Origin of the sequence: Klebsiella sp. JN_Kp122 (assembly GCF_040062085.1) — a bacterium.
GTDB lineage: Bacteria > Pseudomonadota > Gammaproteobacteria > Enterobacterales > Enterobacteriaceae > Klebsiella > Klebsiella aerogenes.
The window spans coordinates 1-24380 of the sequence record NZ_JBEAHW010000020.1 but is presented as its reverse complement, the minus strand read 5'-3'; the positions used below and the strand labels follow the sequence as shown (position 1 = coordinate 24380).

Here is a 24380-nt window from a genome sequence, read left to right as displayed (position 1 = left end):
CCTGTCAAAATTCAGAAACGGGTGGAGAAACGATATCCCGTGCCGCGAACCGTCTGTACCATCCGGTCATGGCCGCTATGTTCCAGCGCTTTGCGCAGGCGGCGAATATGCACATCCACCGTCCGGTCTTCAACGTAAACGTTGGTTCCCCAAACGTGATTCAGCAGCTGTTCACGGCTGTATACGCGTTCCGGGTGGGTCATAAAGAAGTGTAATAATTTAAACTCGGTCGGCCCCATATCCAGCGGGTTTTCACCGGTCATGACGCGATGCGAGGAGGGATCCAGGCTCAGCCCCTGCATCTCAATCACCTCTTCGACCGCCATTGGCGAAATACGCCGCATCACCGCCTTAATTCGCGCCACCAGCTCCTTCGGCGAAAACGGTTTGGTAATGTAATCATCCGCACCGGTTTCCAGACCGCGAACGCGATCTTCTTCTTCGCCGCGCGCCGTCAGCATCACCACCGGAATATCGCGGGTCATCGCTTCGCGCTTAAGCTGTTTAATAAACTGTAGCCCCGATCCGCCCGGCAACATCCAGTCAAGGAGAATCAAATCGGGCCAGGGTTCATTGAGTTGATTCACCGCACTGTCAAAATCTTCCGCCTCGACGGGCTGAAAGCCGTTTTGCTCCAGAACAAAGCAGACCATTTCGCGGATTGGAGCTTCATCTTCAACGACCAGAATTCTTCTCGCCATTATTTACCCTGTGTTTTTTAGCCATCAGTATAGAAGTGCGCGGCCATTATGCGTCAGATTTGTGACAGATTTATGAAAAAATGACCGTCTGATGAATGCGGATTTTGAATGATGACACGCACTTAACGCATCCTGTCTCGCGGTAATATGGCAAAAGGAATACGGGCGGCGGGATCAACGTTATAATGGCCGCCTGGCTTTTATCGCAACGGAATTTTTATGCGCATCCTTCATACCTCCGACTGGCACCTCGGCCAGAACTTCTACAGCAAAAGCCGCGCGGACGAACACGCCGCCTTTCTCGACTGGCTGCTGGCGCGCGCGCAGGAACACGAGGTGGATGCCATTATCGTCGCTGGCGATATTTTTGATACCGGCTCTCCGCCGAGCTACGCCCGCGAACTGTATAACCGTTTTGTCGTTCAGCTGCAGCAAACCGGCTGCCAGTTGGTGGTGCTGGCGGGCAACCACGATTCGGTGGCGACGTTAAACGAGTCGCGCGAAATACTCGCCTTCCTGAAAACCACCGTGGTCGCCAACGCCGGCCACGCGCCCTTTATCTTGCCGCGGCGCGACGGCGCGCCCGGCGCAGTCTTCTGCCCTGTGCCGTTTTTGCGGCCGCGCGAACTGGTGGTCAGCCAGGCTGGCCACTCCAGCGGCGAAAAACAGCAGCAGTTGCTCACCGCCATCAGCGACTACTATCAGCAGCAATATCAGCAGGCCTGCGATCTGCGCGGCGAACGGGCACTACCGATTATTGCCAGCGGCCACCTCACCACCGTCGGCGCCAGCAAAAGCGACGCGGTCCGTGAAATCTATATCGGCACCCTCGACGCCTTCCCGGCCAACCGCTTCCCGCCCGCCGATTACATCGCGCTCGGTCATATTCATCGCGCCCAGTTGGTTGGCGGCTGCGAGCATATTCGCTACAGCGGTTCGCCGCTGCCGCTGAGTTTTGATGAAACCGGAAAAAACAAAAGCGTTAATCTGGTCTCATTCAGCGAGGGCAAGCTCAGTGAAGTCACCGCGCTAACGGTACCGATCACCCAGCCTCTGGCGGTACTGAAAGGCGATTTCGCCAGCATCACCGAACAACTTCAGCAGTGGCAGGATAGCGCGCAGCAGCCGCCGGTATGGCTGGATATCGAAATCACCAGCGATGAATACCTGCACGATATCCAAAGAAAAATTCAGCAGCAGACCGAATCGCTGCCGGTGGAAGTGCTGCTGGTGCGTCGCAGTCGCGCCCAGCGTGAACGCATTCTGGCCGGCGTTCAGATGGAAACGCTGAGCGAACTACAGGTCGAAGAGGTGTTTGCCCGCCGCCTGGCGCTGGAAACTCTTGATGCTCCACAGCAACAGCGGCTGGAGCAACTGTTTACGGAAACGCTGCATAGCCTGAACGGTGAGGAACGCCTGTGAGAATCCTGAGCCTACGCCTGAAAAACCTTAACTCGCTGAAAGGCGAATGGAAAATCGACTTTACCGCTGAACCGTTCGCCAGCAATGGGTTATTCGCGATTACCGGGCCGACCGGCGCCGGTAAAACCACCCTGTTAGATGCTATCTGTCTCGCGCTGTACCACGAAACGCCGCGCCTGAGCAGCGTATCGCAATCGCAAAACGATCTGATGACCCGCGACACCGCCGAGTGCCTGGCGGAAGTTGAATTTGAGGTCCGGGGCACCGCCTATCGCGCCTTCTGGAGCCAGAACCGCGCCCGCAACCAGCCGGATGGCAATCTACAGGCGCCGCGCGTTGAGCTGGCGCGCTGCGACGACGGGAAAATTCTTGCCGACAAGGTCAAAGACAAACTGGAGCTGACGGCATCAATTACCGGCCTCGACTATGGGCGCTTTACCCGCTCAATGCTGCTTTCGCAGGGGCAATTCGCCGCTTTCCTCAATGCCAAACCGAAAGAGCGCGCCGAGCTGCTGGAAGAGCTGACCGGGACTGAAATTTACGGGCAAATTTCCGCGCAGGTCTTTGAAAAACATAAACTCGCCCGCATTGAGCTGGAAAAGCTGCAGGCGCAGGCCTCCGGCGTCGTACTGTTAAATGATGAGCAGCAGCAGGCGTTACAGCAAAGTTTGCAAGTACTTACTGCTGAAGAACAGCAGCAGCTTGCCGAACAGACCCGCCAGCAAAATGGCCTACAGTGGCTGCGCCGCCGTCAGGAGCTAAACGCGGAAGCCACCCAGGCGCAGGCTGCTTTACAGCAGGCGCTGCTGGCGCAGGAAGCCGCCGCGCCGCAGCTGGCGGCTCTACAAACCGCGCAGCCGGCAGAGCAACTGCGTCCATTATGGTCGCGGCTGCAGGAACACAGTAGCGCGCTGGCGCAAACTCGCCGTCAGGTTGAGGAAGTAAATACTCGCTTACAGCACAACCTGCGCCGTCGCGCCGGGATCCGCCTGGCTGCCCAACAACGTCTGGCTCAACTAGAATCCAGCCAGCAATCGTTAAATGAGTGGCTTAAAGCGCACGAGCGATTCCACCAGTGGAGCACGGCGCTGGCAGGCTGGAAAGCCACCTTCCAGCAGCTTAACCGCGACGCTCAGCAAGAGTTGACGCTACAACAGCGCCTGCAGGATGCCAGCCGTAAGCTCGGCGAATTGCCGGCCACTGCGCTGACTCTGGATGGAGAACAGGTTAGTCGCGAGCTGACACAGCATGCTGCTGCCCGCCCGCTGCGTCAGCAGCTCTCAACCCTCCATCGCCAGCTGCAGCCGCTGTTCCTGCGTCTGCGGCAGCTACAGAGCGCGGAAAACGCCTCACAGCAGGAAAAAGAGAAGCTTGAAGCCGCGCTACAACAGCGTCGTCAGGCGTGGAAGGAAAAAAATCAACAGCTCAGCGATGTAAAAGCCATCTGCGAACTGGAAGCGCGTATCGCCGGGCTGGAAGCCGAGCGCGCCCGCCTGCAGCCGGGCGCGCCTTGTCCACTGTGCGGTTCTGAACATCATCCGGCGGTCGCGGAATACCAGGCGCTGGTGCCCGGCATCAACCAAACCCGCCGCGACGCGCTGGAGCGTGACGTGCGACAGCTGGCGGAAGAAGGCGCGCAGCTGCGCGGCCAGCTTGAAGCACTGCTTAAACAACAACAAAAAGACGCTGACGAGAAAACATCGCTTCTGCAGCAGGAGCAAGCGCTCACCTCTCAATGGCAAGCCACCCTCACGGAATTAGCGATTACGCTGACGCCGCAGGATGATATTGCTGGCTGGCTGGATAGCCAACAGCAGCATGAACAGCAGCTGTATCAGCATCAACAACGGCTGGCCTGGCAGGCGCAACAGCAGGAGAGCCAGCTGCAGCTGCAGCAGTTACAGCAGGATCTCGAACAGCGCCGTCGCACGCTGCAGGCGGAGCTGGACGTTTATACCCTGGCGCTGCCGCCTGCCGCGGAGGCTAACGACTGGCTGGCCCAGCGTGAAGCCGAAACCCGCGGCTGGCAGGCGAAACAAAATGAAGCCGCCGCGCTGCAGGAACAGCGCCAGCAGCTAACGCCGCTGCTGGAAACCCTGCCTGAGTCAACGGAAGCCGCGGATCCCGCGCCGCTGGAGGGCTGGCGGCAGGTGCATGATGATTGCCTGGCGCTACAGAGCCAGTGGCAAACGCTGGGCCAGCAGGAAAGCCAGCAGCAGGCGCAGGTGAAGGAAAGCGAAAAGCAGTTTACCGCCGCGCTGGCCGCCAGCCCGTTTGCCGACCAAACGGCCTTTCTTGCCGCTTTGCTTGACGAGGCAACCCGCCAGCGGCTGGAACATCTCAAGCAGACGCTGGAAAAAGAAGTTCAACAGAACCAAACGCTGGCCCTGCGGGCGCAGACGTCGCTTGAACGCCATCAGCAACAGCCGCCCGCCGATATTGATATTAACCAGCCGCTGGAGCAGCTAGAGAATAGGCTGGAGCAACTGGCACGCCAGTTGCGGGAAAACAGCGCCCGTCAGGGTGAGATCCGCCAGCAGTTGAAGCAAAACAGCGATAACCAACAGCGCCAGCAATCATTACGTCAGCAGATGGAACAAGCCGCGCAGCAGGTCGAAGACTGGGCCTGGCTGAATGCGCTCATCGGTTCAAAAGAAGGCGATAAGTTCCGTAAATTCGCCCAGGGGCTGACGCTGGATAATCTGGTGTGGCTGGCTAACCAGCAGCTCAACCGCCTGCATGGCCGCTATTTGTTGCAACGTAAAGCCAGCGAGGCGCTGGAGCTGGAAGTGGTGGACACCTGGCAGGCCGACGCGGTGCGCGATACCCGCACGCTTTCCGGCGGCGAAAGCTTCCTTGTGAGCCTCGCGCTGGCGCTGGCGCTATCTGACCTGGTGAGCCATAAAACGCGGATTGATTCGCTATTCCTTGATGAAGGATTCGGCACCCTCGATAGCGAAACGCTGGATACCGCGCTGGATGCGCTCGACGCGCTTAACGCCAGCGGCAAAGTGATTGGCGTGATTAGCCACGTCGAGGCGATGAAAGAGCGCATCCCGGTGCAGATTAAAGTGAAGAAGATAAACGGTCTGGGATACAGCCGGTTGGATAAAGCGTTTGCGGTAGAGTGAAGTCTTCCCTCTCCCCACAGGGGAGAGGGAATGAGATCACAGCGGCCACAGCCATGCCGCGCCGCGTACGCCGCTGGAATCGCCGTGCATCGCCTGGCGAATCGGCGTCTCGCATTCTCCACCGAACACCCACTGCTTCACCAGCCCCGGTACCGTTTGATACAGGCGTTCGACATTGCTCATCCCGCCGCCTAACACAATGACATCCGGGTCGAGGATATTCACCACATGCGCCAGCGATTTCGCCAGCCGCTGCTCGTAGCGGCTCAGCGCCAGTTCGGCCTTTTCGTCACCTTCACCCACCAGGCGCATAATCTCGCTGCCGGTTAACGGGTTTCCGCTCAGCCGCTGATAGTCGGTGGCGAAGCCGGTGCCGGAAATAAAGGTTTCAATACACCCCTGCTTGCCGCAGTAACAAGGCACTTGCTGACGATAGCGCAGCTCATCTTCATCCATCCACGGCAGCGGGTTGTGCCCCCATTCGCCGGCGGTGCCATTGCCGCCGATATGCGCGCGCCCGTTCAACGCCACCCCCGCGCCGCAGCCGGTACCGATAATTACCGCAAACACGGTTTGCGCCCCCGCGGCCGCGCCATCGACCGCCTCCGAAACCGCCAGGCAGTTGGCGTCGTTGGCAAGCCGGACCTCACGATTGAGGCGCAGGCTGAGATCTTTATCGAATGGCTGGCCGTTCAGCCAGGTCGAGTTGGCGTTTTTCACCACCCCGCTATACGGCGAAATCGAGCCGGGGATGCCCATACCGACGGTGCCGCGCTGCCCGGTCGCCTGCTCGGCCATCTCCACCAGCGAGGCAATCGTCTCGATGGTCTGGCGATAATCCTCCCTCGGGGTTGGCAAGCGGTGGCGAAATAACTGCTGGCCCAGCTCACTCAGGGCGATAACTTCTGTTTTTGTTCCACCTAAATCAATACCAATACGCACAGTCTGCTCCTCACCCCGATTAACAATGCAAGCATAGCGACAATTCGCTATCATGCCCGCCTGATTTAACGACAAAGCCGTGGAAATTATCATGCTGTGGTTCAAAAATTTAATGGTTTACCGTCTGAGCCGCGATATCGAATTGCGCGCCGAAGAGATGGAAAAACAGCTGGCCGAGCTGACATTTACCCCTTGTGGCAGCCAGGATATGGCGAAAACCGGTTGGGTATCGCCGATGGGATCGCACAGCGACGCGCTGACGCATACGGCAAACGGCCAGATCGTTATCTGCGCCCGTAAAGAAGAAAAGATCCTGCCGTCGCCGGTGATCAAACAGGCGCTGGAAGCAAAGATCCTCAAGCTCGAAGCCGATCAGGGCCGCAAGCTGAAGAAAACGGAAAAAGACTCGCTGAAAGATGAAGTTCTACACTCGCTGCTGCCGCGCGCCTTTAGCCGCTTCAGCCAGACGATGATGTGGATCGATACCGTCAACGGCCTGATTATGGTGGACTGCGCTAGCGCGAAGAAAGCGGAAGATACGCTGGCGCTGCTGCGTAAAACGCTGGGCTCGCTGCCTGTAGTGCCGCTGACGCTGGAAAATCCGATCGAGCTGACGCTGACCGAATGGGTGCGCTCCGGTAGCGTGGCTCAGGGCTTCCAGCTGCTTGACGAAGCCGAATTGAAAGCGATGCTGGAAGATGGCGGCGTGATCCGCGCGAAGAAACAGGATCTGGTGAGCGATGAGATCGCCGTACATATCGAAGCGGGTAAAGTGGTCACCAAACTGGCGCTCGACTGGCAGCAGCGTATCCAGTTTGTGATCTGCGACGACGCATCGATTAAACGTCTGAAGTTCTGCGACGAATTACGTGACCAGAATGAAGATATTGACCGCGAAGATTTTGCGCAGCGTTTTGACGCCGACTTTATCTTGATGACCGGCGAACTGGCGGCATTGATTCAAAGCCTGGTTGAAGGACTGGGCGGCGAAGCCCAGCGCTAACGCGCCACCTTCCTGCCGGGCCCGGAAAGTGGACGCGGCAGGAAGGCGCTTAAATTACAGATAACGGCACAGGTAGGAAGTCGGTTCCGCCACCTGCAGGTGGAATTCGCTATTACCCGGCACGTTAAACACTTCGCCTGCCGCGTAAACTTTCCATTCAGTTTCACCCGGCAACAGTACGTTCAGCGCACCGCTGACCACGGTCATCTCTTCCGGCTGGGCGGTGCCAAAGGCGTATTCACCCTCTGCCATCACCCCAACGCTGGCGCGGCCGGTACTGCTGCTGGTGAAGCCGATAGATTTCACTTTCCCTGAAAAATACTCATTGCTTTGAAGCATAAACAAGACCTTATCATCGTTGGTTGAAGCTTCAATATAGGGGGCGCTCCTTGCCCCTGTCACGCAAAATTAATCGATAACGTCGGGTTAAACTAATAGTTCTGCCGCCAGTCGCGAAACCAGCACATTTGACAATAATACCGGGACATCCAGCGCCTTTTGTAATACGTCGCGGTGATGCTGATGATAGCCAAGACAGTCGAGCACCAGTACATCCGCCCCCTGTTCGACTAAACCTCTTCCTGCATCCAGCAGATCGCTGTCGCTGCCGCCCATCGGGTTCGCCAGCGCATAATAAGGCGTATTTTCTAAAGTGAGCCACTTTTGCCGCTGTAGAGGCAAGACTTCTTCAACGGGTACAATCACGCCCACCTGATGGCCATCGACGATCGAGGCCACCAGCGGCGGAATAATCCGTTCAGGCTCAAGAAGGATAGCGTTGTGCGTCGCCAGGCCGCTCAACTGTTCGGAACTGAGAAGAAGAATGACATCATATTCCTGCCGATCCAGCATCTCGATAACGCAGCGCAGATCGCGCTCCACCTTTTGGCGGGAGACTTCCACCAGTTGGTTATCATTGAGTAAGGTCAGCAGCCCCTGGTCGCCGGATTCCACGGCATAATCTTCCATAACGTCTTCACGCGTCATTTTACCTAACAGGCTAATATGGGTGATCTGCTCTTCCCTGATATGTTCGGTTAACAGCGGCAAAACTTCCGCCACCGGCGCCACGCCAATGGTCAAAATTGCCATCGTTGCACTCATATCATGTACCTTTTCACTACCACTGCTTCAACACAGGCTTTTCACACACGACATCCGCCCCCCTGGTGAGTAAAAATCAACCGTCGAGAAGCGTAGCAGCTCAGCGCCGCTGCGGAATGTAAAGATTCCAGAAGCTTCAGAGTCGCTCCTGAAAAATCCGTGTGTTAGGTATTCATTAGTACCATTGATGAATTAAAAATGTGAGCTGGGCCCGGTATTGCCATCTTCATGACGCAAACCGGGCCGGGGGATTAGGTTTTTTCGGGATCTTCGTAACGCCGTTTGGCGTCTAACGCTTCCTGCTCGGAGGGATGCTCGCTGATCAGCGAATCGGGTGTCGGGTAATCCGCACGCAGCTGATACCAGGTGACCGTCTGACCCGCGGCGCCTTTTTCAACGGCGACAACGCGGGCTTGTCTCGGATAAGGAGGTCTGTTTGGCATTGTTCTTCCTTTTTCGGCTGTCAGAACAATTAAGTATAGGCCCCGCTTTCTTCCCTGACCCAGGTAAAATCCTAACTTACCGTCACATCGCACAGCATGGTCATAATCTGTTCAACCACCGCATCCGGCGTCGCGGTGGCGTCTACGGTATGATGGGCGGTTTCGCGGTACAGGGCCTCCCGTTGCGCCAGCACTTCGCCGACTTCCTCACGGACAGGCTTACCGGTCAGCGTTGGGCGTTGTTCCGCCTGCGGATAAGCTTCCAGCCGCTCAATCAAGGCGTTAACAGAAGCCTGCAGATAAATCACAATGCCGTTTTCACGCATAAACAGACGATTGCGTTCAGCGAGAATAATTCCTCCGCCGGTCGCAATCACCGTATCCGGCAGCGTAACGGCCTTCAGCGACAGCGTCTCCAGTTCACGAAAGCGCTCCCAGCCCTCTTTCTGCACGATTTCCGCTACCGTGCGTTTCTCATGGGCCTGTAAACGATGATCGGTATCGGAAAACTGGAAATGCAGCGCGCGCGCCAGGGCATGGCCGATCGTCGTTTTACCGCAGCCTCGCGGCCCGATGAGAAAAATTGGTTGTGTCATTACCGAAGACCCCCTGGTTCCGCGTGTCGCGGAGAAATAAAGGCGAAAAGTACGCCATGATACCTGCAAATGTCTGCCACGATAACCGTAAAATAATCGTTACATTTTTTAGGGAACCCTATTTACCACAGAGTTTGAATGGATTCCGCATGTAAACTTATCATTGCATTTAGTGTTATGCCAGCTTTACTTAAAGGCGAAGGATTATTTTTTATCCATCGTTTGCCGTAAACGGTAACACATTTCTGCACAGCTTTACGCTGCAATATATTTACAACACCGGCAGACCGTCGCACTCTGACGGTAAATGACCCGTGTGACAGAGGAATGTATCATGCAATCTGAAGAACAACGCCTTATTGATGGCCTGTTTTCCCGTTTAAAAGAGGCCGAGACGCACAGCGCATCGCGCGACGCCAGCGCCGAGGAGCGGATTGCCCAGCACGTAACCCAACAGCCGGCGGCCCCATACTATATGGCGCAAACTATCCTGATTCAGGAAGCGGCGATCAAACAGCTTAACGACCGCATTCAGGCGCTGGAGGCGCAGGTTAGCCAGCTGCAGGCGGCAAAACCGAGCAGCGGCGGTTTCCTGTCGGGCCTGTTCGGTGGCGGCCAGTCCCGCGGCGCCGATCCGATCCCAGGAGCCGAGCAATATGGCCGCCCGCAGACGAATAACGCGCAACCGCAGTATGCGCCACAGCAAAACTATGCCCCGCAGGCGGCAGGCCGCAGCGGCGGCGGCTTTATGGCGGGCGCACTACAAACCGCGGCCGGGGTGGCAGGCGGCGTGGTGCTGGGCAATATGCTGACCAATATGTTCAGTGGTTCACATCCGCAGGAGATTGTGAACATCATCGATGAACAGCAGCCGCAGCAGCAACAAGATGTCAGCCCGACGCTGGATAATAACGCCGCCGAGGATCCGTTCCGCCAGCAGGACGACCCTTTCCTGGCGGACAATAATACCTTCGACTCCGATTTCGACGCCGGCTTCGGCAATGACGATGATTTCGGTAGCGATGATGACAGCTGGGTTTAATCCTGCTGGCGTTTAACCGCAAGCAGCCACTTCTCCAGCTCGGCGGCGAATAACTGCCGATCGCGCTGCGATAAACTATCCGGGCCGCCGGTCTGTACGCCGCTGGCCCGCATCGTCTCCATAAAATCACGCATCGTCAGGCGCTCGCGAATGGTCGCCTCACTGTAGCGCTCGCCGCGCGGATTCAGCGCCGCACCTCCTTTCGCCAGCACTTCCGCCGCCAGCGGGATGTCAGCGGTGATCACCAAATCGCCCGGTTCACAGAGACGGACAATCTCGTTATCGGCAACATCAAAACCCTGCGCCACCCGTAGCGCGCGGACGTAGCGCGACGGCGGAACCCGCAGCGACTGGTTGGCGACCAGCGTCAGCGGCGTCTGCGTGCGTTCGGCGGCGCGGAACAAAATTTCTTTAATGACATTCGGACACGCGTCCGCATCTACCCAAATCGCCATTTCGGCTCCTGTCGTCGGCAAAGGTTGCGACATTGTCGCCTGCTTTTCTCCCCCAGAAAAGCGCCAGGATGATAAGCTAGTGAGATCGTAACGAAAAATGCAGAGGGGAAAGGTAATGGATAAGAAAATTGGCTTTATCGGCTGCGGCAACATGGGTAAAGCCATTCTCGGCGGCCTGATCGCCAGCGGACAAGTGCAACCGGCGCAAATTTGGGTCTATACCCCATCGCCGGACAAAGTTGCCGCCCTGCATGACCAGTACGGTATTAATGCGGCGGAAAGCGCGCAGGAAGTCGCTCAGGTCGCCGATATCGTCTTCGGCGCGGTGAAGCCGGGGATCATGACCAAGGTGTTAAGCGATATCGCTTCCAGTCTGAACAAAGATTCGCTGGTGGTCTCGATAGCCGCAGGCGTCACGCTGGATCAGCTGGCGCGCGCGTTGGGCCACGATCGCAAAATTATTCGCGCCATGCCGAACACCCCGTCGCTGGTGAACGCTGGGATGACCTCCGTGACGCCAAACGCGCTGGTCAGCACGGAAGAGATCGCCGAGGTGTTAACCATTTTCCGTTGCTTCGGCCAGGCGGAAACCATCGCCGAACCAATGATTCATCCGGTGGTTGGCGTCAGCGGTTCCGCGCCAGCTTACGTCTTTATGTTTATCGAAGCCATGGCCGATGCCGCCGTTCTCGGCGGTATGCCGCGCGCGCAGGCCTATAAATTCGCCGCGCAGGCGGTCATGGGGTCAGCGAAGATGGTACTGGAAAGCGGCGAACATCCGGGCGCGCTGAAAGATATGGTCTGCTCGCCAGGCGGCACCACCATTGAAGCGGTTCGCGTACTGGAAGAGAAAGGTTTCCGTTCCGCCGTTATCGAAGCGATGGCGAAGTGTATGGAAAAATCAGAGCAACTGAGTCGTTCCTGATAAGCCTGAAAGAGACTACGGGTGAGGCGCCACCGCCCCACCCGTCATCTTATTTCTTCAGGCAGGTACTCATAAACTTATTACGATCGTCACCCTTCAGCGATTTCGACGACGCTTCTTTGCTACAAGCGCTCATCTTCTGCTGTTGAGGCGTCAGCGTCTTGCCGGCCGCTGGCGCATCTTTCTTCAGGCAATTGCTCATAAAGGTTTTACGTTCATCCCCCTTCAGCGACTTTGACGCCGCTTCGGTATTACATGCGCTCATTTTCTGCTGCTGAGGCGTTAACGTTTTATCTGCGGCACTCACCGCGGCAACAAAGACCAAACCAAAAAGTAGGGTTACCAGAAATGTTATTTTCATCACACCATCCCTCTGTTAGTGGATCCCTGTAAGTCTGGTCGCTATCAGCAAAAAAACCAGCCGGTAACGTAAATTCATTACCGGCCGCGGGTTATTTCAGGCCCAGCGCGTCTTTCATGGTGTAAAACAGATCGGTCTGGTCGGTGAGACCCACCACGTTGCCCGCATGCGGGCCATAGGCGGCAATTCGCAGTTGGGTGCCGGTGTGTTCCATCGACTCTTCTTCAGAGTTGCCATAGCTCATCACCATTACCGCGCCATCTTTGGTCGTCAGCGCCTGGGTCAGGCCCGGCGCTTTCGTGTCTGCCGGGATAATCTGGCTGGAGTGGGCGTGATCTGCGGTGACGATCACCAGGGTATTACCCTCTTTTTTGGCAAACTCCAGCGCTTTCTGTACCGCTTCATCGAGGTCGACGGTTTCGCCAATCTGGCCGCAAGGGTTTGCCGCGTGGTCCTGTTTATCGATAGACGCCCCCTCAACCTGCAGGAAGAAACCTTTCTCGTTGCGGCTAAGGAGATCAATCGCTTTTTCGGTCATCTGCGCCAGCGTCGGTACGGAAGCATCGCGTTTCGGATTTGGGGTACAGGTTACCGGCGGTTTGTCGATATTGCCGTGATAAGAGGCTTTCGGGCCTTCCCACCGCACCGGCATATTGCCGTCGGAGAACAGACCGAGCAGTGGTTTACCCTGATTTGCTTCGCTGATAGCGGCGAGTGAAGCGGCGTCGGTCACAATCTGATAGCCGCGAGCGACCGCCTGCTCATGCAGGGTTTTCCCCTGCCACTCCCCTGCGGTCGCCGTTTCAGCAAAGGTCTTCGCCCCGCCGCCTAAAGAGACATCCGGACGGGCATTCAGCAGTTGTTCGGTGATAGAGCCCTTGCCGCCTTTTTCCAGCGCGTTGCTGGCGCATTTTTCGCTGGTCACGCTAGGGCCATAGCATTTACGCGAGGTCACATGGGCCACCTGCGCCGCCGGCGTCGCATCCTGCAGTTCAGCCGTCGAGACATTGCCGGTGGCAAGACCCGCGGCTTTCGCCAGCTCAAGGATGGTCTGATGATCTTTTTCGTGGATATCAACGCCCAGCGCGCCGTTATAGCTTTTCACGCCGGTGGTCCACGCGGTTGCCGAAGCGGCGGAATCCGTCACGTAATCCGGCTTGCCGGTTTTTTTATCCAGAGAATAATGGGTGTATTGGCCCGTCAGCGGCAGGGCATCAATACCTTTAAAGAAACCGCCGGCGCCTTCGGCATAATTTCGTGCGGCGGTAATTTCTGAATCACCCATGCCATCGCCAATGAGCAAAATAATATTTTTCGCCGGCTTATTGATTAACGAAGCGCGCAGCGCTTCGGTCTGATCGCCCGTTAAACGGCGCGCCCCGCCTGGGGTCGTGATATCGCCCTGCGCCGCGCGATTTTCCAGCACCGGCGAAGAAGTTGTTTGTGCATGAATAACCGGGGGAGCCAGCAGCGGTAACAGGGCAATAAAGAGGGCAGATAATTTCACTTTGTCGTCTCCATGTAAAAAATACTTAAAAAACAAAACGAGGGAGACTTTATAAAAGTGGTGTGACAGAAAAATGACAGCATCCTTACTGGTCACATGATTAGTTACGAGGATGCCGGAGCAGCTTTTTTATATATTGCTGCAGAAGCTGGGTGTCACGGTCGTCCACCAGCGGCCCGGGCTTGACCTGCTCCATGGCGGTTTCGATATCCTGAATCAAACGTTGCTGCGCATCCTCAGCCATATGGCGCAGCAACGCGGTGACGACAATTTCCAGCGCCTCAACCTGTACCGTCAGCTCTTTTGCCTCTTCTTCTTTTTGCGCCAGATTGACCAACAGCTCAGCAATGAGATTTTTCATTACGCATTATCCTTAAGCAACATCCATAATGGCCTAGTTATGTCATACATCGGCATATCGATACCAGAATTATTTTCAAATAATAGGGTTATTCCTGCAATAATATTCAGCGAAACGTTTTTATTACCGCCAGGCAACAAAGGGAATGCTCCTATAATTAATAGCTAAAAGATAATTCTATAACCAAATTTAATAGTAAATAATAAAATGGAATATACGTCGCACTATTTAAGGATAACTAAAGGTAATGGTTAATAGCTATATCAGCTGATTAATATAAGGCGCTCTTATGAGCGCCCAATATTTTTATTTAAACGGCCGCGCGGCGGCTTCGGCGTAACATAATCGCCAGTTGCCAGATATTAATCAGGACAATCAACGCAGTGGCAATAAACACCCAACGGAAACCCGCCATTGCCGAGACCGAAGCGCCAATGAGCGGCCCGGCGACATTACCCAGATACATAAATGACTGGTTATAACCGAAAATACGCCCGGTGACGTTATCGCTGCAGTATTTCAAGAGCAGCGTCTGGACCGCCGGTAACATCGCACCGTCGGCAAAGCCCAGCAGGAAGCGCAATACCCCGAGCTGCAGCGGCGAAGTCACGAACGACATCGCAAAGAACATCACCACCGCGCAACATAACGTCGCCAGCAGAATACGCGACGTCCCGATACGATCGCCGAGTTTCCCCAGCCGAGGCGCGGAAATCAACGCCGAAATCCCCGGTACGGCGGCAATCATCCCCGCAAGAAACGCGATGTTGTTACTATCCGGCGCCATCGACTTGATAAATAACGCCAGAATCGGCCCGATAGAGCCGTTACACAACTGGATAACCAGGGTGGTGAAAAACAGGCTAATCACCAGCCCCGGATGGGTCAATGAAGCAAAGACTGCTTTACCGCTCAGGCGTTCAGCTTTGCTCATTTGCGGCCGGGCGCCCTCTTTAATCAGAAACAAGGTCACGAGGAAGCTGACCGTCAGTAAAATCGCGGTAATGAAAAATACCGCCCGCAGGCCGACGTGGTCGGCAAGAAAACCGCCAAGCAGCGGGCCGCCGATCACACCGCTTATCTGCGCCGTCGAGAGCGTACTTAGCGCCCAACCGCTGCGTTCACGCGGCACCTGCGAGGCCACCAGCGCCATGGCGTTGGGTATATAGCCTGAGGTTAGCCCCATTACCGCACGCAAAATAAAAAGCTGCCAAACGTTGGTCGCAAAAGCCTGTAGCAAAATCGCTATCGCCATGCCAAGGGAGGCGCGCAGCAGCATCAGTTTGCGCCCTTTGCGGTCTGCCAGGCTCCCCCACATCGGCGAGACAATCGCCGACACCAGGAAGGTGACGCTAAAGGTCAAGCCCGACCACATCGACAGCGCTTCATGTGAGGTAACGCCCAACTGAGAGACATACAGCGGTAAGAAGGGCAGAATTTGACTGATGGCGAGTCCGGTGAAAAAACAGCCGAACCAGACAGAAATGAGATTAACCTTCCAGGATTCCATAACTACGCGTATTCATTAGTGTTTCGTTAATTATTACCTAGCTTAGCAATTTCCGTCTCCGCACGTAGCACCAGAGATGCGCATGCCGCGAGTTTGGTGTTTTATCGCACTGACCGCGGAGTAGACAAACATAATCGAAGATAACCGCATTGTCGTCAGTGGGATGTGCTGAGGCACATCGTCGAATAGTGGCGAATGCGCAGCATTTAACCCTCTGCTGTAAAGGGTAAAGATTCAGGCAGCCATCTCGCTAAAACACATGCTATGTTATGTGTTTTGATGTAATCAGGATGGAAGTTGAAATGGCTAAAATGAGGGTTGGGATCGTTTTTGGCGGTAAGTCGGCAGAACATGAAGTGTCGCTGCAGTCAGCCAAAAATATCGTCGAAGCAATTGATAAAACGCGCTTTGATGTTGTGCTGATGGGAATCGATAAACAGGGGCTTTGGCATATCAACGATGCCAGCAACTATCTGCTGAACCCGCAGGATCCCGCCCATATCGCGCTGCGCCCATCGGACGTGACGCTGGCGCAAATTCCCGGTCGCGATGCCCATCAGTTGATCAACGCCGATAGCGGCCAGCCGCTGGCGGCCATCGACGTTATCTTCCCGATTGTTCACGGCACCCTTGGCGAAGATGGTTCGCTGCAGGGGATGCTGCGGATGGCGAATTTGCCGTTCGTCGGATCCGATGTGCTGGGCTCCGCCGCCTGCATGGATAAAGACGTTACTAAACGCCTGCTACGCGATGCCGGTCTGTCGATTGCGCCGTTCATCACCCTGACTCGCGCCAACCGCCAGCAGTTCAGCTTTGCCGATGTCAAAGCGAAGCTGGGGTTACCGCTGTTCGTGAAGCCCGCGAACCAGGGTTCTTCCGTCGGCGTCAGCAAAGTGAAGAGCGAAGAAGAGTACCTGCAGGCCGTCGCGTTAGCCTTTGAATTCGACCATAAAGTGGTAGTTGAACAAGGGATTAAGGGCCGTGAAATCGAGTGCGCGGTGCTGGGCAATGATTATCCTCAGGCCAGCACCTGCGGGGAGATCGTACTCAATAGCGAATTCTATGCCTACGATACCAAGTACATTGATGACAAAGGCGCGCAGGTGGTGGTTCCGGCAGCCATCGCCCCGGAGATCAACGACAAAATCCGCGATATCGCCGTCCGTGCTTACCAAACGCTCGGCTGCAGCGGAATGGCCCGCGTGGACGTCTTCCTGACGGAAGATAACGAGGTGGTGATCAACGAAATCAACACGCTGCCTGGCTTTACCAACATCAGCATGTATCCGAAGCTGTGGCAGGCCAGCGGCCTGGATTACACCAGCCTGATAAGCCGCCTGATCGAGCTGGCGCTGGAGCGCCACGCCGCCGACCGCGCGCTGAAAACCTCAATGAACTAAGCCTCTTTCCCGGGTAGCGGCGTACCGCCTTACCCGGGCTACCTCTTTATCCGTGGCTGCTGAAACTGCCGCCGTTGGTGGCCTCAAAATCGCTGAGACGTTCCCGGAAGGCCGGGGCAGCCCGCATGGATGCGGGCTGAGGGCCGTGTTTTGCACGGACGCTGCCTCGGCCCGACCCGAAGCCTGCCGGGATAAGTCGAAGGAACCACGAAGTGGCGATTTTGGCGGCCAGAGCCCGGGAGTACAGAGGGCGGCGGCGACTGGCCGCCCTCTGTGCGCTCCCTGCGCCATGAGAGACATAACGCAGAAGAATTATCAGGAGCGCAATGTGCCTGGAAACAGCACAGAACAACCGTTTTTCCAGGTCGAAACGATCGCAAACCGATAATAATAACTACCACGTCTTGCCGGGGATATTACGCCTCTTCTGCCGGACGGCGGCGAATAACAAATCCCGCCAGCCAGAAGCTCACGACCCACGTCGCCAGACCGACGGCATATGATTGCCACCCCTGCGCGTCAAACCCCAACAGCCCCACCACGCCATTCAAAATAAAAATTAACCCCAGCGCGAACGCGTAGTAGTGCCAGTCACGGCGGATTTTGTCGGTCAGCTTCATAACGACTCCTGCAGAAAAAAAACATCATCGCATAGCCGCCCGCCGCGCCAACAAGATTGTTCGCACAATGCGAAGCCGCTCTCCCTTTTGTGCAATGCGGGCCCGCCGACAGTTTTGTCAAAACAGGATTATTCCTGGCAGAAATTACCAGCAATCTGATACAGGGAAACGCCCGCCGCTGCCAGAATTCCTGTCTATAGAGCTGGGGGAAAACCAGCGGAACAGGTGTTGCGGAGGTTTATATGGCTGAATTTACGTTTTCAAAGACGCTGATGGGGAGCAACAAAAAGAAGGTATCGGTCACCAGCGGTAACATTGCCTACGCGCTTTTTGTTCTGCTGTGCATCTGGGCCGGCGCGCAAATGTTGAGCATGCTGGTACACGCGCCTGGCGTATTCGAACATCTCATTCAGATTCAGGATACCAACCGCCCGCGTATTGAAATTGGGCTCGGCGTCGGTACCCTGTTCGGTTTAATTCCGTTCCTGTTTGGTAGCCTGCTGGTCGGCGCGCTGGGGCTTATCCTGCGCTGGTACCATAACCGTTAACGACGCGCCATACAGCTGGCGCGGCGATCGTCGACCCGCTTAGCAAACCACGCGGTGGTGAGATTGCGGGTGATTTTCGGGCTTTCCAGTTGGATCCCTGGCAACATCTCGCGCGGAAGTGTTTTCCCGGCCTTTTTCTCGGCGATTTTGAATATTTTCTTATACAAATCGCTCTCTTCAAACGCCAGGCTGTCACCCTTCTTCAGTTGACGATGGATATCGCTATCGCTCATCCCCAACTGCCCGGCTAAACGGCGCACCGCCAGCTCAGTCGTTCCGGGTTCATCGCTGTCATAACGAATAAGATCGCCATCGAGCGCCAGCTTAACGCCGGTGGCTTTAACCACCGCATTCTGGAAGGCGGCATTACGGCTGGCATACCAACCGGCATTGAAATCAGCAAAGCGGTACAGCGGCACGCTGTAGTTAGCCGGGTAGTTGAGCAGATGATAGGTGCCGAACCACAACCCGCCACGTAGACTGAAAACCTCCTGGCGCACGGTGCCGTCCATTTTCCACGGATAACCATCGGTGTGCTGCTGGGCAAAGGCGATGCTTACCTGCATTGGCCCACCGGTATGCACCGGGTTGAGAGAGCCGAACAGCTTCTGGCCCATCGGCACCATGCCAATGAAGTCATCAAAAATCGCGCTCAGCTGTTTTTCCGTTTTGACGTTATCCAGGCGATCGCTGTAGCTTTTACCGTTTGGTGAGGTGATTTTCAGCGCGGTATGCACCAGAAATAACGGGATATGCATTTTTTCCGCCCGGCGGTCAATTTCCTGCCAGGCGATTTTATTCAGGCCCGGCACCGCCGGATCGGCCTGATAGTTTGATTCCTGCTGCGCGACCGCCAGCACCGAACAGACGTTTTCTTCCGTCGGCGCCAGCTTCTGGCTGTCAAAGGTTTTGGCAATCGCCTGGGCCCAGGCCTCGCGGTCTTTGACGCTGGCGGGCATTTTTTGCCGCACCACGGCGGCAACATCCACCGGCTTCTCGCCTTCTTTCAACTTAGGCGCCTGCTGGCTGGTACAGGCGCTCAGCACCAACCCGGCCAGCAGCGTAAAAGAGAGTGAAACACCGCGAGAAACCTGCGCCATAAACCTTCCTTGCATTCATTAATTAACGGTTGAAGAGACTTCCTGCAGCCCTTTGTTATCCAGTTCGCGCTCAAAGCTGCGCAAACGTTTATAGATGGACATCAGTTCCACCAACGTGGTCCACGAACTTATCAGATACTGGAACGAGCCGCGTACCTGGCCGAACACGTTGGTGATCTGGGTCATCAGGCCGAGCGTAATCGTACCGGCGACAATCGACGGAAACAGCAGGAACAAGCCGAAAACGTTATCCACCTGCAGGTAAAGAATACGGGCGATATTGAAATACATATAGTGGAAATAGAGACGGAAGTAGTTGTGGCGCACCGCGTTGAACAGTTCGCGCACGGTCGGCGGCGTGGCGCGGTTGGCGTCATCCTCGCCATACACCAGCTCTTTACGATAGGCGGCTTCTACCCGCTGGTTTTTAAATTGCAGGCCCGGCAGCTTGATCCCGACCACCGCCAGCAGCCCGGTTCCCATTAGCGACCACACAATAGCGGCGATCACCAGTCCATACGGTAAATGACCAACGATCGGCAGGTCCGGCACATGCGCCGACAGCGAAACCAGCACCGGCAGGAAGGCGATCAGCGTCATGACCGCATTAATAAAGCTTACGCCCATGTCTTCAAGCGTCGCGGCGAAGCGCATGGTGTCTTCCTGCACACGCTGAGCTGCACCTTCAATATGGCGCAGATGCTGCCAGTGTTCCATATAGTGTTCGTTCATCGCGGTACGCCAGCGGAACACATAGTGGCTGACGAAGAAGTTATTCAGCACGCCAATCACCACCGCAATCAGCGCGATGCCGAGAAAAATGCCAATCTCGTTGTAGAACTGACTGATGCTGACCTTGTGCGGCGTGGCCAGCGCGCTCTGAATCAAATCATAGAACGGCGCATACCAGGCGTTGATCGCCACCCCAACTTCCACCAAAAACCAGGTGACAAAAATAATCAACGAGGTGCCGAGAATCGACCAGTATTGCCAGCGATGCGGGCTATAGATAAACCAGAACAGCGCAAAGGCGCCGACGCAGAACAGGTAATACGCGTAAAATACCAAATAGTTGAGCGACCAGAACCGCGCCGCGCTGATGGCGACATCTTGCGATGCGCCGGTTATCCGCAGCAGCCAGTCGCCGCCGCCCGCCTGCCAAAAGATCACCGCCAGCAGCGACCAGATAAAGGCAGAAATAAAAAACGGCCCCGGTTTGGGGAAAAAAGCTTTAAACATCGTACTCTCCTGCTAACTTCTTATCGTTCTGTTTTTGCTGTGTACCACACGTACGCCCGCCGCAACGCGCGGCGGCGAAGTAAAGCGGACCCATGATGAGACCGGATATCAGCGACTTAGTTCGTCTGCCATTCGGCAAGAATTGTTTCTACGGGTTTCACGCGTAATGGATTATCGGGAAGGGTGAAAGTCCGCCACACCTCGTTATAGTGAGCGATCAGCGTTTTGGCCTCGGCGGCGGCGCGGTTGGCGGTGGTATGGGCATCTTCGGCGATGGTGATAGCGTAGCCGCGGCTGGCGCCGTTTTTGATGGTGGTATCGACGCAATAATCGGTCGCGCAGCCGCAGATAACAAAAGCGTGAGTTCCGCTCTCGCGCAGCACCTGTTCAAGTTCGGTTTTATAAAACGCATCGCAGGCCGTTTTGGTGACGTAGCGCGCCCCGGTGGGTTGCGCCAGTTCAGGCAGCAGCGCAAACCCCTCGCTTCCCTCTTCCAGCCCACCCGCTTCAGCGTGCTGAATGAAAATAACGCTATCGGCGGCGTGAATCAGGCGATTGATTTGCGCCACGCAGCGTTCGCGATCGACACGCGGCGTCTCGAATACGCCGTTTTGCATATCCACTACCATCAGAACCCGTTGAGATGCCATCACCACTCTCTTTTATAAGATGAATAAGAGCTTAATCATACGCGTCAGGCGGAAAAGCAGATATCTGAAAGCGGAAAAAAGTCATTTTTACGCACCGTTACGCTTTTCTGTGAATATTGTCGTTATTCCCACTTTGTTCGCTGCGACTTCGTAGTATAAATACAGTGTATATTCCCCTAATAAACGATGGATGCCTCCGTTGAAACGTAGTTTGCTCATTTTTGCTGCGCTGTGCGCGGCGTCGTGGACCTCAGCCCAGGCGGTTCAGCCGAGCGTTGATCCGGTATTTACTTCTGATGTGGTCGACCGCTTCGCCGAACATATCTATTACGGCAGCGGCGCCACCGGCATGGCAATGGTGGTTATCGACGGCAATCAGCGCGTATTCCGCAGCTTCGGCGAAACGCGCCCCGGTAACAATCAGCATCCACAATTGGATTCCGTTATCCGTATCGCCTCTCTGAGTAAGCTGATGACCAGTGAAATGCTGGTGAAACTCCTCGATCAGGGCGTGGTTAAGCTTGACGATCCGTTGAGCAAATACGCGCCGCCTGGCGCACGGGTACCAACCTACCAGGGCGTACCGATTACGCTGGTCAACCTCGCGACCCACACCAGCGCCCTGCCGCGCGAGCAGCCCGGCGGCGCGGCGCATCGCCCGGTTTTCGTCTGGCCGACCCGCCAGCAGCGCTGGAACTGGCTGTCGACGGCTACGCTTAAAACCACGCCGGGTTCGCAGGCGGCCTATTCCAACCTGGCCTTCGACCTGCTGGCCGATGCGCTATCGACCGCCGCCGGTAAGCCTTACCCGCAGCTGTTTGAGGAACAAATCACCCGTCCGCTCGGCATGAAGGACACCACCTTCACCCCATCGCCGGACCAGTGTCAGCGCCTGATGGTGGCGGAGAAAGGCGCCAGCCCGTGTAATAACACCCTCGCGGCCATCGGCAGCGGCGGCGTGTATTCGACGCCGGGCGATATGATGCGCTGGATGCAGCAGTTCCTCTCTTCAGATTTCTATACCCGCGGCCAGCAGGCCGATCGCATGCAGACGCTGATTTATCAACGTACCCAGCTCACCAGAGTGATCGGCATGGATGTACCGGGTAAAGCCGATGCGCTGGGTCTGGGCTGGGTGTACATGAAGCCGAAAAACGGCCATCCGGGCATTATTCAGAAAACCGGCGGCGGCGGCGGATTTATTACCTATATGGCGATGAACCCGCAGGCAAACGTCGGGGTCTTCGTGGTGGTGACCCGTTCCGCGTTAACCCGTTTCAGCGCCATGAGCGACGGCGTCAACGATCTCGTCAGCGCCTTAAGCGGCGTGCAGCCGAATATGGAAACCGCCAGCCAGTAATCGTTGCGGGATGTTTTGCCACTGATTGTTAAGGATCGTTTTGGCGAAACATCCCGCTGTCGTTTGCGGTACACTACCTTCTTTCATTTCACAAAATCAGGCAAACCATGACAGATTTAATCACTCGCCCACGCCGCCTGCGTCAATCCGCCTCGCTGCGCGCCATGTTTGAAGAGACAACACTGAGTTTGAACGACCTGGTGTTGCCGATCTTTGTTGAAGAAGAAATTGACGATTACAAAGCCATCGAAGCGATGCCTGGCGTCATGCGTATTCCGGAAAAACATCTGGCGCGCGAAATTGAGCGCATCGCCAACGCCGGTATTCGTTCAGTGATGACTTTTGGCATCTCCCATCATACCGACGCGACCGGTAGCGATACCTGGAACGAAAACGGTCTGGTGGCGCGGATGACCCGTATCGCCAAACAGGCGGTGCCGGAAATGATCGTCATGTCCGATACCTGCTTCTGCGAATACACCTCGCACGGCCACTGCGGCGTGCTGTGCGAGCACGGCGTCGATAACGATGCGACTCTGGAAAATCTCGGTAAGCAGGCGGTGGTCGCCGCGGCCGCCGGCGCTGATTTCATCGCGCCATCCGCCGCGATGGACGGTCAGGTGCAAGCGATCCGCCGTTCGCTCGATGCCGCGGGCTTTACCAATACCGCGATTATGTCTTACTCGACCAAATTCGCGTCATCGTTCTACGGCCCGTTCCGTGAAGCCGCCGGTACCGCGCTGAAAGGCGATCGTAAGACCTACCAGATGAGCCCAATGAACCGTCGCGAAGCAATTCGCGAGTCGCTGCTCGATGAAGCCCAGGGCGCGGACTGCCTGATGGTGAAACCGGCCGGCGCCTATCTGGATATCCTGCGTGATATCCGCGAGCGCACCGACCTGCCGCTCGGCGCTTATCAGGTCAGCGGCGAGTACGCGATGATCAAATTTGCCGCGCAGGCTGGCGCAATCGACGAAGAGAAAGTGGTGCTGGAAAGCCTTGGCGCAATTAAACGCGCGGGCGCGGACCTGATCTTCAGCTATTTCGCCCTCGATCTGGCCGAGAAAAAAATCCTGCGTTAAACCTTCCCTCTCCCCGGTAGCGCTGACGCTTACCGGGGCTACCAACCAAATGCCAAATCGTAGACCGGATAAGGCGCAAGCCGCTATCCGGGAATCAGATTTTGCGTGCCGTTTTCCATCTTCCGTGATGGCTCCTTGGCGAACCTTCTCTTCTCCTTTAACGTCTTAAATCACATTATAAACGCTGCCTACCCGAAGAAGCTGTGGTTGCTTATCGACGCTATTACATCAAGGGGGGAACCTGGTTCTTTACCGTTAATTTGAAAGACCGTAGAAGCAGGCTTCTGACTGAAAGAATTGAATTATTTCGCTACTCCATCTCCGTTGTAAAACAACGTCGCCCTTTTATCATTAATGCCTGGGTGGTATTGCCTGAACATCTCCACTATATCTGGACACTTCCCAATAATGATGACGATTTTTCTTCACGCTGGCGCGATATCAAAGGCTGCTTTAGCAGAACACTAAAACGACAACATATCTGGCAGCCTCGCTTCTGGGAGCATGCTATACGTGATGAAGAAGATTATCGCCGTCATGTAGACTACATCCATATCAATCCACTCAAGCATGGCTGGGTTACGCAGGTTATTGATTGGCCATTTTCAACCTTTCATCGAGATGTCCAACGCGGGTTATATCCTGCAAACTGGGCTGGCGAAAGCTTTGAGCTTAGCTGCGGCGAACGCCGATAGCCCCTCCCCGGTGGCGCTGACGCTTACCGGGGCTACCAACCGAATGCCAAATCGTAGCCGGATAAGGCGTTAGCCGCTATCCGGGGATCCTCCCCGGTGGCGCTTACGCTTACCGGGGCTCCCGACCGAATGCCAAACCGTAGCCCGGATAAGGCGTAAGCCGCTATCCGGAGATCCTCCCCG

Annotated in this window: 25 protein-coding genes; 10 read left to right on the top strand and 15 right to left on the bottom strand. The window is 55.9% G+C overall.

What is annotated here, in order from left to right; genetic code table 11:
• Positions 1 to 11 precede the first annotated feature (11 nt).
• Positions 12 to 701: a phosphate response regulator transcription factor PhoB gene (phoB, locus tag ABLU78_RS08765; RefSeq protein ID WP_048228416.1), complete on the bottom strand. Its 690-nt coding sequence runs from the start codon at positions 699 to 701 to the stop codon at positions 12 to 14.
• A gap of 219 nt (positions 702 to 920) precedes the next feature.
• Here phoB and sbcD point away from each other — a divergent pair, with 219 nt between their 5' ends.
• Both sbcD and sbcC read left to right on the top strand, forming a co-directional pair.
• Positions 921 to 2123: an exonuclease subunit SbcD gene (gene sbcD, locus ABLU78_RS08760; RefSeq protein WP_048228415.1), complete on the top strand. Its 1203-nt coding sequence runs from the start codon at positions 921 to 923 to the stop codon at positions 2121 to 2123.
• The gene (gene sbcC, locus ABLU78_RS08755; RefSeq protein ID WP_116328457.1) at positions 2120 to 5254 is read left to right on the top strand and encodes an exonuclease subunit SbcC; all 3135 of its coding nucleotides are present in this window, start codon (positions 2120 to 2122) and stop codon (positions 5252 to 5254) included. Before sbcD ends, sbcC begins: the two co-directional genes overlap by 4 nt.
• A 36-nt stretch (positions 5255 to 5290) precedes the next feature.
• Here sbcC and mak read toward each other — a convergent pair whose 3' ends face one another.
• The gene (gene mak, locus ABLU78_RS08750) at positions 5291 to 6196 is read right to left on the bottom strand and encodes a fructokinase (RefSeq protein ID WP_032712719.1); all 906 of its coding nucleotides are present in this window, start codon (positions 6194 to 6196) and stop codon (positions 5291 to 5293) included.
• Positions 6197 to 6287: 91 nt separating this feature from the next.
• On the opposite strand from mak, the gene rdgC reads away from it, so the two are divergent.
• Positions 6288 to 7199 carry a recombination-associated protein RdgC gene (gene rdgC / locus ABLU78_RS08745; RefSeq protein ID WP_015368016.1) on the top strand — a complete coding sequence of 304 codons (912 nt, stop codon included), beginning with the start codon at positions 6288 to 6290 and terminating at the stop codon, positions 7197 to 7199.
• 54 nt (positions 7200 to 7253) lie between these two features.
• On the opposite strand, the gene ppnP is transcribed toward rdgC, so the two are convergent.
• From ppnP to aroL, 4 genes are all read right to left on the bottom strand, one after another.
• The gene (gene ppnP / locus ABLU78_RS08740; protein ID WP_015368017.1) at positions 7254 to 7538 is read right to left on the bottom strand and encodes a pyrimidine/purine nucleoside phosphorylase; all 285 of its coding nucleotides are present in this window, start codon (positions 7536 to 7538) and stop codon (positions 7254 to 7256) included.
• Between the two features lie 87 nt (positions 7539 to 7625).
• Positions 7626 to 8303 carry an AroM family protein gene (locus tag ABLU78_RS08735; RefSeq protein ID WP_015704547.1) on the bottom strand — a complete coding sequence of 226 codons (678 nt, stop codon included), beginning with the start codon at positions 8301 to 8303 and terminating at the stop codon, positions 7626 to 7628.
• Between the two features lie 251 nt (positions 8304 to 8554).
• A complete protein-coding gene (locus ABLU78_RS08730; protein ID WP_015368019.1) occupies positions 8555 to 8746 on the bottom strand; it encodes a YaiA family protein in 192 nt (63 codons plus the stop codon).
• A gap of 71 nt (positions 8747 to 8817) precedes the next feature.
• Positions 8818 to 9342 (bottom strand): shikimate kinase AroL, encoded by a 525-nt coding sequence (gene aroL / locus ABLU78_RS08725; RefSeq protein WP_032707531.1) that lies wholly within the window; start codon positions 9340 to 9342, stop codon positions 8818 to 8820.
• 334 nt (positions 9343 to 9676) lie between these two features.
• Here aroL and ABLU78_RS08720 point away from each other — a divergent pair, with 334 nt between their 5' ends.
• Positions 9677 to 10384, top strand: a complete 708-nt coding sequence (locus ABLU78_RS08720) for a DUF2076 domain-containing protein (RefSeq protein WP_020079511.1) — start codon at positions 9677 to 9679, stop codon at positions 10382 to 10384.
• Here the strand turns inward: ABLU78_RS08720 and ABLU78_RS08715 are convergent.
• Complete coding sequence (locus ABLU78_RS08715) at positions 10381 to 10839, bottom strand: YaiI/YqxD family protein (RefSeq protein ID WP_015368022.1); 459 nt, start codon at positions 10837 to 10839, stop codon at positions 10381 to 10383. The two genes, ABLU78_RS08720 and ABLU78_RS08715, sit on opposite strands and share 4 nt — an antisense overlap.
• 115 nt (positions 10840 to 10954) lie before the next feature.
• On the opposite strand from ABLU78_RS08715, the gene proC reads away from it, so the two are divergent.
• Positions 10955 to 11764, top strand: coding sequence for a pyrroline-5-carboxylate reductase (gene proC / locus ABLU78_RS08710; RefSeq protein ID WP_015704543.1), 810 nt, complete (start codon positions 10955 to 10957; stop codon positions 11762 to 11764).
• A 49-nt stretch (positions 11765 to 11813) separates the two neighbouring features.
• Here proC and ABLU78_RS08705 read toward each other — a convergent pair whose 3' ends face one another.
• The 4 genes from ABLU78_RS08705 to ABLU78_RS08690 form a co-directional block, all read right to left on the bottom strand.
• On the bottom strand, positions 11814 to 12125 hold the full coding sequence (locus tag ABLU78_RS08705; protein ID WP_020079512.1) for a PsiF family protein: 312 nt from the start codon (positions 12123 to 12125) through the stop codon (positions 11814 to 11816).
• Between the two features lie 91 nt (positions 12126 to 12216).
• Positions 12217 to 13632: an alkaline phosphatase gene (gene phoA, locus ABLU78_RS08700; RefSeq protein ID WP_015368025.1), complete on the bottom strand. Its 1416-nt coding sequence runs from the start codon at positions 13630 to 13632 to the stop codon at positions 12217 to 12219.
• Positions 13633 to 13732: 100 nt separating this feature from the next.
• Positions 13733 to 13993, bottom strand: a complete 261-nt coding sequence (gene iraP, locus ABLU78_RS08695) for an anti-adapter protein IraP (protein ID WP_015368026.1) — start codon at positions 13991 to 13993, stop codon at positions 13733 to 13735.
• A 310-nt stretch (positions 13994 to 14303) separates the two neighbouring features.
• Positions 14304 to 15503 carry a multidrug efflux MFS transporter gene (locus ABLU78_RS08690; RefSeq protein WP_020079514.1) on the bottom strand — a complete coding sequence of 400 codons (1200 nt, stop codon included), beginning with the start codon at positions 15501 to 15503 and terminating at the stop codon, positions 14304 to 14306.
• Between the two features lie 302 nt (positions 15504 to 15805).
• Between ABLU78_RS08690 and ddlA the strand changes: the two genes are divergently transcribed.
• The gene (ddlA, locus tag ABLU78_RS08685; RefSeq protein WP_047080988.1) at positions 15806 to 16903 is read left to right on the top strand and encodes a D-alanine--D-alanine ligase; all 1098 of its coding nucleotides are present in this window, start codon (positions 15806 to 15808) and stop codon (positions 16901 to 16903) included.
• A 416-nt stretch (positions 16904 to 17319) separates the two neighbouring features.
• On the opposite strand, the gene ABLU78_RS08680 is transcribed toward ddlA, so the two are convergent.
• Entirely contained in the window at positions 17320 to 17523 is a 204-nt protein-coding gene (locus tag ABLU78_RS08680; RefSeq protein WP_015368030.1) for a DUF2754 family protein, read from the bottom strand.
• A 242-nt stretch (positions 17524 to 17765) separates the two neighbouring features.
• On the opposite strand from ABLU78_RS08680, the gene ABLU78_RS08675 reads away from it, so the two are divergent.
• Positions 17766 to 18071 (top strand): DUF2755 family protein, encoded by a 306-nt coding sequence (locus tag ABLU78_RS08675; protein ID WP_015368031.1) that lies wholly within the window; start codon positions 17766 to 17768, stop codon positions 18069 to 18071.
• Here ABLU78_RS08675 and ABLU78_RS08670 read toward each other — a convergent pair.
• The 3 genes from ABLU78_RS08670 to ABLU78_RS08660 all read right to left on the bottom strand — a co-directional run bounded on the left by ABLU78_RS08670 (position 18068) and on the right by ABLU78_RS08660 (position 21039).
• Positions 18068 to 19171 (bottom strand): DUF1615 domain-containing protein, encoded by a 1104-nt coding sequence (locus ABLU78_RS08670; protein WP_032712716.1) that lies wholly within the window; start codon positions 19169 to 19171, stop codon positions 18068 to 18070. The two genes, ABLU78_RS08675 and ABLU78_RS08670, sit on opposite strands and share 4 nt — an antisense overlap.
• An 18-nt stretch (positions 19172 to 19189) precedes the next feature.
• Positions 19190 to 20410 (bottom strand): peptide antibiotic transporter SbmA, encoded by a 1221-nt coding sequence (gene sbmA, locus ABLU78_RS08665; RefSeq protein ID WP_032712715.1) that lies wholly within the window; start codon positions 20408 to 20410, stop codon positions 19190 to 19192.
• Positions 20411 to 20526: 116 nt separating this feature from the next.
• A complete protein-coding gene (locus tag ABLU78_RS08660) occupies positions 20527 to 21039 on the bottom strand; it encodes an isochorismatase family protein (RefSeq protein ID WP_162866914.1) in 513 nt (170 codons plus the stop codon).
• Positions 21040 to 21259: 220 nt separating this feature from the next.
• On the opposite strand from ABLU78_RS08660, the gene ampH reads away from it, so the two are divergent.
• From ampH to ABLU78_RS08645, 3 genes are all read left to right on the top strand, one after another.
• Complete coding sequence (ampH, locus tag ABLU78_RS08655; protein WP_020079517.1) at positions 21260 to 22420, top strand: D-alanyl-D-alanine-carboxypeptidase/endopeptidase AmpH; 1161 nt, start codon at positions 21260 to 21262, stop codon at positions 22418 to 22420.
• A gap of 107 nt (positions 22421 to 22527) precedes the next feature.
• Positions 22528 to 23502, top strand: a complete 975-nt coding sequence (hemB, locus tag ABLU78_RS08650; protein ID WP_015704537.1) for a porphobilinogen synthase — start codon at positions 22528 to 22530, stop codon at positions 23500 to 23502.
• Between the two features lie 203 nt (positions 23503 to 23705).
• Complete coding sequence (locus tag ABLU78_RS08645) at positions 23706 to 24197, top strand: transposase (RefSeq protein ID WP_072060192.1); 492 nt, start codon at positions 23706 to 23708, stop codon at positions 24195 to 24197.
• Positions 24198 to 24380 lie beyond the last annotated feature (183 nt).

Coding starts and splice junctions, on each gene's coding strand:
- ABLU78_RS08660 (WP_162866914.1), bottom strand. CDS start 21,039: ATGGTAGTGGATATGCAAAACGGCGTATTCGAGACGCCGCGTGTCGAT.
- ppnP (WP_015368017.1), bottom strand. CDS start 7,538: ATGCTTCAAAGCAATGAGTATTTTTCAGGGAAAGTGAAATCTATCGGC.
- ABLU78_RS08730 (WP_015368019.1), bottom strand. CDS start 8,746: ATGCCAAACAGACCTCCTTATCCGAGACAAGCCCGCGTTGTCGCCGTT.
- sbmA (WP_032712715.1), bottom strand. CDS start 20,410: ATGTTTAAAGCTTTTTTCCCCAAACCGGGGCCGTTTTTTATTTCTGCC.
- ABLU78_RS08715 (WP_015368022.1), bottom strand. CDS start 10,839: ATGGCGATTTGGGTAGATGCGGACGCGTGTCCGAATGTCATTAAAGAA.
- ABLU78_RS08670 (WP_032712716.1), bottom strand. CDS start 19,171: ATGGCGCAGGTTTCTCGCGGTGTTTCACTCTCTTTTACGCTGCTGGCC.
- rdgC (WP_015368016.1), top strand. CDS start 6,288: ATGCTGTGGTTCAAAAATTTAATGGTTTACCGTCTGAGCCGCGATATC.
- ABLU78_RS08675 (WP_015368031.1), top strand. CDS start 17,766: ATGGCTGAATTTACGTTTTCAAAGACGCTGATGGGGAGCAACAAAAAG.
- ABLU78_RS08720 (WP_020079511.1), top strand. CDS start 9,677: ATGCAATCTGAAGAACAACGCCTTATTGATGGCCTGTTTTCCCGTTTA.
- proC (WP_015704543.1), top strand. CDS start 10,955: ATGGATAAGAAAATTGGCTTTATCGGCTGCGGCAACATGGGTAAAGCC.
- ABLU78_RS08705 (WP_020079512.1), bottom strand. CDS start 12,125: ATGAAAATAACATTTCTGGTAACCCTACTTTTTGGTTTGGTCTTTGTT.
- iraP (WP_015368026.1), bottom strand. CDS start 13,993: ATGAAAAATCTCATTGCTGAGCTGTTGGTCAATCTGGCGCAAAAAGAA.
- sbcD (WP_048228415.1), top strand. CDS start 921: ATGCGCATCCTTCATACCTCCGACTGGCACCTCGGCCAGAACTTCTAC.
- hemB (WP_015704537.1), top strand. CDS start 22,528: ATGACAGATTTAATCACTCGCCCACGCCGCCTGCGTCAATCCGCCTCG.
- aroL (WP_032707531.1), bottom strand. CDS start 9,342: ATGACACAACCAATTTTTCTCATCGGGCCGCGAGGCTGCGGTAAAACG.
- ABLU78_RS08735 (WP_015704547.1), bottom strand. CDS start 8,303: ATGAGTGCAACGATGGCAATTTTGACCATTGGCGTGGCGCCGGTGGCG.
- phoB (WP_048228416.1), bottom strand. CDS start 701: ATGGCGAGAAGAATTCTGGTCGTTGAAGATGAAGCTCCAATCCGCGAA.
- ABLU78_RS08680 (WP_015368030.1), bottom strand. CDS start 17,523: ATGAAGCTGACCGACAAAATCCGCCGTGACTGGCACTACTACGCGTTC.
- ddlA (WP_047080988.1), top strand. CDS start 15,806: ATGGCTAAAATGAGGGTTGGGATCGTTTTTGGCGGTAAGTCGGCAGAA.
- ABLU78_RS08690 (WP_020079514.1), bottom strand. CDS start 15,503: ATGGAATCCTGGAAGGTTAATCTCATTTCTGTCTGGTTCGGCTGTTTT.